The sequence below is a fragment of the Massilia luteola genome (genome assembly GCF_034420155.1).
In the GTDB taxonomy this organism is placed as follows: Bacteria; Pseudomonadota; Gammaproteobacteria; order Burkholderiales; family Burkholderiaceae_D; genus Telluria; species Telluria luteola.
Window position 1 is genome coordinate 663,990 of record NZ_JAXOFN010000001.1, and the last position, 10,395, is coordinate 674,384.

A 10,395-nucleotide genomic window follows, 5' to 3' on the forward strand; every position below is an offset into this window, starting at 1 on the left:
GTGCAGTGCCGACGTGTTAACCAAGGCATGCATATGCAAAGACTCCTGACCGTCATCCTGGCCTGCCTGGGCATGGTGGGCGCCCTCGCGATCGATACCTACCTGCCGTCGATCCCCGCCATCGGGCGCGCGTTCGATGTGGGGCCGGTCGCCGTGCAGCAGACGCTGTCGGTGTTCCTGTTCATGTTCGCGTTCATGATGCTGTTCTACGGGACGCTGTCCGATTCCTTCGGCCGCCGTCCCGTGATCATGGTCGCGCTGACGGTCTACACGCTCGCGTCGGCCGGCGCCGCGCTGGCGCCGACGTTCGGCTGGCTGCTGCTGTTCCGCGCGCTGCAGGGCATGTCGGCCGGCGCCGGTTCCGTCATCGGCCAGGCCATCGTGCAGGACCGCTTCACCGGCGCGGACGCCCAGCGCATCATGTCGCACATCATGATGGTGTTCGGCCTCGCGCCCGCCATCGCGCCGATTCTGGGCGGCTGGCTGTACGTGACGTTCGGCTGGCGCGCCACGTTCGTGTTCCTCGCGCTGTTCGGCACCGTCATGCTGCTGGCCACCTGGCGCCTGCTGCCGGAAAGCCTGCCGGTCGAAAAGCGCCACGCGTTCCACGGCGTGGCCATCGCGCGCAACTACCTCAAGGTGCTGGGACATCCGCAATTCCTGCTGCTGTCGCTGTCCGTGGGCCTCGCGTTCGGCGGCCTGTCGCTGTACATCGGCTCCGCCGCCAACTTCGTGATGGAGATCCTGCACCTGCCGGAAACGGCGTTCGCGTGGATGTTCATCCCGCTGATCAGCGGCATGGTGATCGGCTCGGCCTGGGGCGGCAAGCGCGCGGCGCGCGTGGCGCCCGCGCGCATGCGCGCCATCGGCTTCGTCACGATGGCAGTGGCGTGCGTGCTGAACGTGGGCTACACGGCGCTGGCTGCCGATGCGGTCGCGGTGCCGTGGGCGGTGCTGCCGCTGATGGTCTATACGTTCGGCCTGGCCGTGGCGATGCCGGCGATCCAGGTGGGCGCGCTCGGCCTGTTCCCGGACAACCGCGGCCTCGCGTCGTCGATGCTGGCGTTCATCCAGATGATGTCGTTCGCGCTCGTCTCCGGCCTCGTGGCGCCGCAACTGTTCGGCAGCGCGTTCAAGCTCGCGTGCGGCGTGGCGGTCGGCCTCGTCGCCAGCTTCTGCGCCTGCCAGCTGGCCAACACCGGGGTCAGAGCCCGATGTTTCCGTTAGGGCTCTGACCCCGGTGTTGGCCCAGGTGTCGACCAGCGTCAGCGGCGATGCTGCTTCATCGCCTTCTCGACTTCGCGCTTGGCGTCGCGGTCCTTCTCGGTGTCGCGCTTGTCGTGCTGTTTCTTGCCCTTGGCGAGGCCGACTTCGCATTTCACGCGGCTGCCCTTGAAGTGCAGGTTGAGGGGGACGAGGGTGTAGCCGGAACGTTCGACCTTGCCGACCAGCTTGTCGATTTCCGCCTTGTGCAGCAGCAGCTTGCGGGTGCGCAGCGCTTCCGGATGGCTCCAGGCGGAGGCGGTCGTGAGCGCGCTGATGTGGGCGCCGAACAGGTACAGCTCGCCGTTGCGCACGACGACGTACGCTTCCTTGATCTGCACGCGGCCGTCGCGGATCGCCTTCACTTCCCACCCTTCCAGCACGAGGCCGGCCTCGTAGCGGTCCTCGATGAAGTAGTCGAAAAAGGCTTTTTTATTGTCAATAATACTCATGAAATCGCTAATTTCCGCGCGTCGGTTAAACTACCGTTGTCGCGCTCTCGAAAGGATTCCGCGAGCGCAGGATGCAACGTAACCAACATCATAACAAACGGTTGACCAATGGCAGTAGTGCACAAATCAGTTTTCCTCGGGTATAGCGCCGAGCAGATGTTCGATCTGGTCGCAAAAGTCGAGGACTATCCGAAATTCCTCCCCTGGTGCAGCGGCGTGAAAGTGCTCGAACGCGGCGACGAGAAGCTGGTGGCCTGCCTGCAGATCAATTTCCACGGCGTTAAGCAAAGCTTCACGACGTCCAACCACAACCAGCGTCCGAGCCAGATGAAGATGCACCTCGTCGACGGCCCGTTCAAGATGCTGGAGGCCACGTGGAGTTTCAAGTCGCTGCGCGCCGACGCCTGCAAGATCGACTTCGACATGCAGTACGAGTTTTCGAGCATTATCCTCGAACAACTCGTCGGGCCCGTGTTCGGCATGATCGCCAACACGATGGTCGATTCGTTCTGCAAGCGCGCCGAGGCGGTTTATGGCTGAGCCGGCGGAATTGGAAGTCTCCGTGATGTATGCGCTGCCGCAGCAGGAATTCCTTCGTCCGCTGCGCGTGGCGCCCGGCACGACCGTCGGCCAGGCTATCGAGCGGAGCGGCGTGCTCGCCAGCTTCCCGGACATCAACCTGGTGACGCAGCCGGTGGGCATCTACGCCAAGAAGAAGTCGCTGGACACCGTGCTGCGCGACGGCGACCGCGTCGAGATCTATCGCCCGCTCGTGGCCGACCCTAAGGATTCGCGGCGCAAGCGCGCGGCCAAGAAGCAAACCGGGCAGGCGGCGCCGGTCGCGTAGGGTGGGCACCCCGTGCCCACGCGTGACGTGTGCAGCGTGTTGGCGTTACCTGCGGGCTAGTGACGTGTGCGGTGCCTCGGCGTTACCTGCGGGCTAGTGACGTGTGCGGTGTGTCGGCATGACGCGCGGCAGTTTTCATTCGAGGCCACCTGCCTCGAACGCCCACCCTAGCGGCAGTCGGCCAGCACGTGCCGGGCCTGCGCCAGCCGGCGTGCCTTTTCCTCTTCCGTCACGACGACGCGTTCGCCCTGGTCATCCACGTCCGTCAGGCGCCGTCCCGACGTCAGCTTGACTTCGCTGCGGCGTGCCGCCGCGCATTGCTCATCCTGGGCGGCCTTGCGCTTCGCGTCCTCGGCCGCCTGGCGCTCGGCGGCGTCGCGCTCGGCCGCGCGCTTGCGGAAGTCGGCGTCCCGCTCGGCCAGCGAGGGCGGTGCGGCTTTCGTTGGCGCGGCCGGTACCGCGGGCGCCGCCGGTACCGCGGTCGCCGCCGGGGCGGGCAGGGGATAGGGCGTGGCGGGCGCCGGCGCATGCGGCGCCTTGAGGATGCGCGCCGGGGGCGTGCCGGGCGGCGGCGGGCGGTCGGAGAACACGCGCGTGCCGTGGTCGTCGATCCACGAGTACTGGGCATGCGCGGGCGCCTGCGCGGCCAGCGCCGCGAGCAGCAGGAATAAAAAGCGTTTCAAATCCATTGGTCTGTTTCCTTACGTCACTCACCTGATTTCGCCACGGTTGGCGGCCGCTGTCAATCGCCGGATTCCTCGCGCATCCAGTCGTTTTTCGGCAAGCCGGCGACGTTTTCCTGGAGTTTCTGTATAATTCGCTTTTGCGCCTATAGGAAATCAACTATGCGTCTTCTCCAGAAAGCACTCACGTTCGATGACGTGCTGCTCGTCCCGGCCTACTCCAACGTCCTCCCGGCCAATACGTCCCTGCGCACCAAGCTGACCCGGAATATCTCGCTGAATATTCCGCTGCTGTCCGCCGCCATGGACACCGTGACCGAAGCCCGCCTCGCGATCGCGATGGCGCAGGAAGGCGGTATCGGCATCATCCACAAGAATCTGCGTCCGGCGGACCAGGCGCGCGAAGTCGCGCGCGTCAAGCGTTTCGAAGCCGGCGTGCTGCGCGACCCGATCACGATTCCGCCGACGATGAAGATCCGCGAAGTCCTGGCCCTGGCCCAGCAGCACGGCATCAGCGGGTTCCCGGTGGTCGAGGGCAAGCAGGTGGTCGGCATCATCACCAACCGTGACCTGCGTTTCGAAGAAGACCTGGACGCCGAGGCGCGCGCCAAGATGACCCCGCGCGACAAGCTCGTGTACGTCAAGGAAGACGCCGGCACGGAAGAAGCGAAGCGCCTGATGAACAAGTTCCGCCTGGAGCGCGTGCTGGTCGTCGACGACGAGTTCGAACTGCGCGGCCTCATCACCGTCAAGGACATCCTGAAGTCGCACGAGCACCCGAACGCGTCGAAGGACGCACAGGGCAAGCTGATCGTCGGTGCGGCGGTCGGCGTGGGCGACAAGGACAAGGAGCGCGTGGACCTGCTGGTGAAAGCCGGCGTCGACGTGCTGGTGGTCGATACGGCGCACGGCCACTCGCAAGGCATCCTCGACCGCGTGAAATGGATCAAGACCACGTATCCGCACGTCGACGTCATCGGCGGCAACATCGCGACGGCCGCCGCCGCACGCGCGCTGGTGGAAGCGGGCGCGGACGCCGTGAAGGTCGGCATCGGCCCGGGCTCCATCTGCACCACGCGTATCGTGGCCGGCGTGGGCGTGCCGCAGATCACCGCGATCTCGAACGTGACCGAGGCGCTGGCCGGCACGGGCGTGCCCTGCATCGCCGACGGCGGCATCCGCTACTCGGGCGATATCTCGAAGGCACTGGCCGCGGGTGCGCACACCGTCATGATGGGCTCCATGTTCGCCGGCACCGAAGAAGCGCCGGGCGAAGTGATCCTGTACCAGGGCCGCAGCTACAAGGACTACCGCGGCATGGGTTCGCTGGGCGCGATGGCCGAAGGCTCGGCCGACCGCTACTTCCAGGAAGCGTCGAGCAAGGCCGACAAGTTCGTCCCGGAAGGCATCGAAGGCCGCGTCGCGTACAAGGGCAGCGTGCTGGCGATTATCTACCAGCTGGTCGGCGGCGTGCGCCAGTCGATGGGCTACTGCGGTTGCGCGACGATCGACGAACTGCGCGAGAAGGCGGAATTCGTCGAGATCACGTCGGCCGGCATGCGTGAATCGCACGTGCACGACGTGCAGATCACCAAAGAAGCGCCGAACTACCGTACGGAATAATCGATCGGCCAAGGTGGGCACGTTTCATTTGAGGCCACTGGCCTCAAATGCCCACCCTGCGAATACCATCTGACGTAGGGTGGGCATCCCGTGCCCACCATTCAACCATCACCATTACATGCATTCCAAGATCCTCATCCTCGACTTCGGTTCCCAGGTTACCCAACTGATCGCCCGCCGCGTGCGCGACGCCGGCGTGTTCTCCGAGGTCTATCCCTACGACATCGGCGACGACTTCGTGCGCAACTACGGCGCGTCCGGCGTGATCCTGTCCGGCAGCCACAACTCGACGCTCGAAGGCGATTCGCCGCGCGCCCCGCAAGCCGTGTTCGAACTGGGCGTGCCCGTGCTGGGCATCTGCTACGGCATGCAGACGATGGCCGCGCAACTGGGCGGCAAGGTCGAGAACGGTAAAGTCCGTGAATTCGGCTACGCCGAGGTGCGCGCCCGCGGCCACACGGCACTGCTGAACGGCATCAACGACTTCGTGACCAGCGAAGGTCACGGCATGCTGAAGGTCTGGATGAGCCACGGCGACAAGGTCCTGGAAATGCCGTCCGGCTTCAAGCTGATGGGCAGCACCGATTCCTGCCCGGTCGCCGCGATGGCCGACGAGGAACGCCGTTTCTACGCGCTGCAGTTCCATCCGGAAGTGACGCACACGACGCAGGGCGAAGCCATCATCGGCCGCTTCGTGCACGAGATCTGCGGCTGCAAGAGCGACTGGAACATGCCGGACTACATCGGCGAGGCGGTCGAAAAGATCCGCGCCCAGGTCGGCAGCGATGAAGTCATCCTCGGCCTGTCCGGCGGCGTCGACAGCAGTGTCGCCGCAGCCCTGATCCACCGCGCCATCGGTGACCAGCTGACCTGCGTCTTCGTCGACCACGGCCTGCTGCGCAAGGACGAGGGCAAGATGGTCATGGACATGTTCAGCAAGAACCTCGGCGTGAAGGTGCTGCGCATCGACGCGTCCGACCAGTTCATGGGCCACCTGGCCGGTGTCAACGACCCGGAGCAGAAGCGCAAGATCATCGGCCGCGAATTCGTCGAAGTGTTCCAGGAACAGGCCAAGCAACTGACGGCGGCCCGCTGGCTGGCGCAGGGCACGATCTACCCGGACGTGATCGAATCGGCCGGCAAGGGCAAGAAGGGCCAGACGATCAAGAGCCACCACAACGTGGGAGGCCTGCCGGAAACCCTGAACCTCAAGTTGCTGGAACCGCTGCGCGAACTGTTCAAGGACGAAGTGCGCAAGCTGGGCGTCGCCCTGGGCCTGCCGCACGACATGGTGTACCGCCACCCGTTCCCCGGCCCGGGCCTGGGCGTGCGCATCCTCGGCGAAGTGAAGCGCGAGTTCGCCGACCTGCTGCGCGAAGCGGACGCGATCTTCATCGAGGAGCTGCGCAACACCCCGTTCGAATCGCCGCGCGTGCCGGGCATCGACGCTGGCAAGGCACCGGTGAACTGGTACGAAGCGACGTCGCAGGCGTTTGCCGTGTTCCTGCCGGTGAAATCGGTGGGCGTGATGGGCGACGGCCGCACCTACGAATACGTCGTCGCGCTGCGCGCCGTGCAGACGCTGGACTTCATGACGGCGCAGTGGGCGCATCTGCCGCACGAGTTGCTCGGGAAGGTGTCGAACCGGATCATCAACGAGGTGCGCGGGATTAATCGCGTCGTGTATGACATTTCGGGGAAGCCGCCGGCGACGATTGAGTGGGAGTGATAGGAACTCTCTAAGTAACTGATTTTGAATTAAAATCTAGAGAGCCGTTGATCATTCGAGGAATGATCAACGGCTTTTTTTATTTCTTTAATGGAAATATGGCGTTGGCTGCGACGGCTGGCGCCCGGCGAATTGCAGGGCCATCTCGATAAGGCACAGGCGTCACATCAATTGACCGGCCTCTTATATGGCACCGTTGGTCCGAGTCCTATACTCGAATCACTACACCAAATAACGAGGAGACGATATGCCACGGTCTAGCAATCCGATTAACATTCCTATTGAGGACGTGCCTCTCAATAGCTTTCATAAAAAACTCGCAGTCTATTCGTCAGCTGCTCCGTTCCTGGACGGCTACGTACTAAGCATCATCGGCGTCGTCATGATGCAGATTACGGGCGCGCTGCATCTGAACGCGCTCATGGAAGGGCTCGTCGCAGCGGCGTCCCTCGTCGGTATGTTTCTGGGCGGCTTCGTCGGTGGACTGTTTACCGATAAGCTGGGCCGCAAGACGCTGTACCTGCTCGACCTGTTTGCCATCGTCGCTTTCTCGGTCGCCCAGTTCTGGGTCGAGTCGGCCTGGGCACTGGTGTTCTGGCGGCTGTTGATCGGCGTGGCCATCGGCGCCGATCACCCGCTGGCGACATCGCTGTTGGCGGAGTTCCTGCCGAAGAAGCAGCGTGGCCCGGTGCTGGCGGCGCTGGTCATGATGTGGTTCGTCGGCGCGGCGGCGGCGTACGTGGTCGGAGAAATCATTGTGCGCGTCGGCGGCCCCGATGCGTGGCGCTGGGCACTCGGCAGCGCCCTCGTGCCGGGAGCGATCTTCCTGCTGATGCGTGCCGGTACGCCCGAATCGCCGCGCTGGCTGCTGAATCATGGCCGCGCCGAGGAAGCTGATCAGGTCATCAAGCGCGTGTATGGTCCGACTTATTCGATCCGCGACCTGCCCGAACAGGTGTGCGACAACGAAGTGTCCCTCAGCCATCTGTTCCACTCCGGTTATGGCAAGCGTATTTTCTTCGTCAGCATGTTCTGGAGCTGCTCCATCATCCCGCAGTTCGCGATCTATGCCTTTGCGCCGAAACTGCTGCTCGCGATGAACCTCACGGGTAACTGGGCTTCCTGGGGATCCGTGGCCATCACTTCGCTGTTCGTCGTCGGTTGCCTGGCGGCCGTCAAGCTGATCACGCCGATGGGGCGCCGCGGCCTGCTGATCCATAGCTTCCTGTGGTCCGGCCTGGCACTGCTGCTGCTTGGCGTGTTCCCGGACAGCGATCCGATGCTGACGCTGGCACTGTTCTCGGCATACGCCTTTTTCATCGGTGGTGCGCAGGTTCTGCAATACGTCTATCCGAACGAGCTGTTCCCGACCAAGATTCGTGGCTCGGCGGTCGGCTTGTGCACATCGATGTCGCGCATCGGCGCAGCAGCGGGTACATACTTGGTGCCCTTGTCGTTGTCGTCCATCGGCATCGCCAACACGATGTACGTGGCGGCCGGCGTATCGTTGGTCGGACTCTGGGTGTCCTGGCTGATGGCGCCTGAAACGCGCTCGCTGGACCTCCACCAGGCAGCTTCACTGTCTACTTGATACAAAAAACCAGGAGTAAACATGGGATTCAAACGAACCATCCACGCCGTCGATACGCATGCGGGCACCCCGATGCGGGTGATCACCGGGGGCGTGCCTAACGTCCCGGGCAAGACCGTGTACGAAAAGATGAAGTGGCTGGAGGAGAACGATGACCAGCTGCGCAAGTTGATGCTGCGCGAACCGCGCGGATACCCCGCGCATTGCTGCAACATCATCGTGCCGCCGACCCATCCCGAGGCGGATGCGGGGTACATCATCATGGAGCAGATCGAGTATCCGGTGATGTCTGGCGGGAACACCATCTCGGTGGTCACCGTTCTGCTTGAAATGGGCATGCTGCCGATGAAGGAGCCGGTCACCGAGCTGGTCCTGGAGGCGCCGGCCGGCCTGATCCGTGTGCAGGCCGAATGCCGGGAAGGCAAGGTCAAGAACGTCACCTTCCAGAACGTGCCGGCATTTGCCGCCCACCTCGATGCGGTGATCGATGTGCCGCACCTGGGCAAGGTCAAGGTCGACGTGGGTTGGGGCGGCATGTTTTATGTGATTGCCGACGTGCGCCAGTTCAAGGATCTGCAACTGATTCCCGAGCACGGCGCCGAGATCGCACGGGTCTCGTCGATGATCCGTGAGGCCGCCATCGAACAGTTGCCGGTCGCGCACCCCGACTATCCGGGTGTCGGTATCACGATCTCGCAGCTGTCCGGACCGTCCGACGATCCCCGTGCGGATTGGAAGAACGTGGTGACGATGGCCTCCGGCGATTTTTCGTGGGATAACCCGGCAACGTGGACCGGCGCGTTGGACCGTTGTCCTTGCGGTACGGGAACGTGCGCCAAGATGGCCGTCCTCCACGCGAAGGGCGAGCTCCCGTTGAATCAGCCGTTCCGTCACCAGGGCATTCTCGGCAATATCTATACCGGCAAGCTGATCCAGGAGACGACCATCGGCGGCAAGCCGGCGGTCGTGCCGACCATTACCGGAACCAGCTGGATCTACGGCATGAACACCTTCGTGCTCGACCATGACGATCCATTCACCGAAGGCTTCACGGTGGGCGATATCTGGGCATGACCGGCGCGGTCCGATCGACCTTGATCGGACCGTTTTTTTTTCGAACGTGTTCCCAATAGTTTTAAACCGAAAAAGGATAGCGATGACCCAAGTTTTAACAGTAATCCGCCAGGCCGAAACGGCAGCCATGGGCGCGCCGAATCCGGCCAGACTGCCTGTCGGCGAACCGGTGGCAAGCCAGGCCACCGCACAGCATCAGGACGATGCGGCGGTCGGGGCAGGTGTGGGCGTGTGGGAGAGTTCGCCGGGCGTATTCCGCCGCCACCTGAAAAACCGCGAGTTCAGCCATATCGTCAGCGGGTGGTGCATCTTCACGCCCGACGGTGGCGAACCGGTCGAGCTGCGCGCCGGCGACGCGGTGTTGTTCCCGGCAAATTGCGAGGGTGTCTGGGATATCCGCGCGACGCTGCGCAAGACGTACGTGTTGTTCTGAAGAGGGCAAGATGAACGAGATCAAGCGTTTTGCTCTCAGTGCGCGCAGCAGTGGCCTCGTCGTTGCGGGCGGACGCCTGGAAACCAGCGGCATCGTCGCAGCGCCGGGCGTCGCCCGTGATATTGCGGCGCAAACCCGCTCCGTGCTGGATCAACTGGAAGGCCTGTTGCGGCTGGCCGATGCCGACAAGCGCAACCTCACCACCATGCAGATCTGGCTGGCGGACATGAAGGATTTTGACGCGATGAATCGGGTCTACGATCAGTGGGTCGGCAACGTCGACCAGCCTGCACGTGCTTGTGTCGGCGCGGCTTTGGCGACGGACGATTACCTGATCGAGATCCGGGCAACGGGCGTGCTGTAGCCCGAGGGTGTAAATAATATTGTGTAAACGGTCATTTGGCAGGACACTGCCGCCACTAGGAGAAACAATGACCGTTGTAAAGCGTAACAAGCGTGCCAAGCCCGATCCGGAACTGCTCAAACTGGCCGACAGCCTGCTGGCGAACTATCAGAAGCCGGAGGACCTGATTGGCGAAAATGGCCTGCTCAAGCAGCTCACCAAGATGCTGGTCGAGCGCGCGCTGGAAGTCGAGATGACCGATCACCTGGGCCACGACAAAAGCGGCGAGGTGACCAACAGCACCGCCAACACCCGTAACGGCCATAGCACCAAGACGCTCAAGGGCGATTTCGGCGC

General features: G+C 63.4%; 12 protein-coding genes. 10 read left to right on the forward strand and 2 right to left on the reverse strand.

Translation table 11 applies throughout. The features are described from left to right. Positions 1-33 precede the first annotated feature (33 nt). The gene (locus U9J41_RS02990; RefSeq protein ID WP_322400105.1) at positions 34-1,227 is read left to right on the forward strand and encodes a multidrug effflux MFS transporter; all 1,194 of its coding nucleotides are present in this window, start codon (positions 34-36) and stop codon (positions 1,225-1,227) included. Between the two features lie 38 nt (positions 1,228-1,265). On the opposite strand, the gene smpB is transcribed toward U9J41_RS02990, so the two are convergent. Further along, complete coding sequence (gene smpB, locus U9J41_RS02995; protein ID WP_322400107.1) at positions 1,266-1,715, reverse strand: SsrA-binding protein SmpB; 450 nt, start codon at positions 1,713-1,715, stop codon at positions 1,266-1,268. A gap of 108 nt (positions 1,716-1,823) precedes the next feature. On the opposite strand from smpB, the gene U9J41_RS03000 reads away from it, so the two are divergent. Further along, entirely contained in the window at positions 1,824-2,255 is a 432-nt protein-coding gene (locus U9J41_RS03000; protein ID WP_322400109.1) for a type II toxin-antitoxin system RatA family toxin, read from the forward strand. Continuing rightward, positions 2,248-2,562, forward strand: coding sequence for an RnfH family protein (locus U9J41_RS03005; protein ID WP_322400111.1), 315 nt, complete (start codon positions 2,248-2,250; stop codon positions 2,560-2,562). The genes U9J41_RS03000 and U9J41_RS03005 overlap by 8 nt, the downstream gene beginning before the upstream one ends. A gap of 167 nt (positions 2,563-2,729) precedes the next feature. Here U9J41_RS03005 and U9J41_RS03010 read toward each other — a convergent pair whose 3' ends face one another. Next, positions 2,730-3,251, reverse strand: a complete 522-nt coding sequence (locus tag U9J41_RS03010; RefSeq protein WP_322400113.1) for a DUF4124 domain-containing protein — start codon at positions 3,249-3,251, stop codon at positions 2,730-2,732. A 156-nt stretch (positions 3,252-3,407) separates the two neighbouring features. On the opposite strand from U9J41_RS03010, the gene guaB reads away from it, so the two are divergent. From guaB to U9J41_RS03045, 7 genes are all read left to right on the forward strand, one after another. Next, complete coding sequence (gene guaB, locus U9J41_RS03015; RefSeq protein WP_322400114.1) at positions 3,408-4,868, forward strand: IMP dehydrogenase; 1,461 nt, start codon at positions 3,408-3,410, stop codon at positions 4,866-4,868. A 118-nt stretch (positions 4,869-4,986) separates the two neighbouring features. After that, positions 4,987-6,597 (forward strand): glutamine-hydrolyzing GMP synthase, encoded by a 1,611-nt coding sequence (gene guaA, locus U9J41_RS03020; protein WP_322400116.1) that lies wholly within the window; start codon positions 4,987-4,989, stop codon positions 6,595-6,597. A gap of 247 nt (positions 6,598-6,844) precedes the next feature. Further along, positions 6,845-8,188 (forward strand): MFS transporter, encoded by a 1,344-nt coding sequence (locus tag U9J41_RS03025; RefSeq protein ID WP_322400119.1) that lies wholly within the window; start codon positions 6,845-6,847, stop codon positions 8,186-8,188. 21 nt (positions 8,189-8,209) lie between these two features. After that, on the forward strand, positions 8,210-9,262 hold the full coding sequence (locus tag U9J41_RS03030; protein ID WP_322400121.1) for a proline racemase family protein: 1,053 nt from the start codon (positions 8,210-8,212) through the stop codon (positions 9,260-9,262). A gap of 82 nt (positions 9,263-9,344) precedes the next feature. Continuing rightward, positions 9,345-9,695, forward strand: a complete 351-nt coding sequence (locus U9J41_RS03035; protein WP_322400122.1) for a cupin domain-containing protein — start codon at positions 9,345-9,347, stop codon at positions 9,693-9,695. Positions 9,696-9,705: 10 nt separating this feature from the next. Further along, positions 9,706-10,059, forward strand: a complete 354-nt coding sequence (locus U9J41_RS03040) for a RidA family protein (protein WP_322400123.1) — start codon at positions 9,706-9,708, stop codon at positions 10,057-10,059. A gap of 67 nt (positions 10,060-10,126) precedes the next feature. After that, the coding region (locus U9J41_RS03045; RefSeq protein ID WP_322400125.1) for a transposase at positions 10,127-10,395 on the forward strand (269 nt) is incomplete at its 3' end.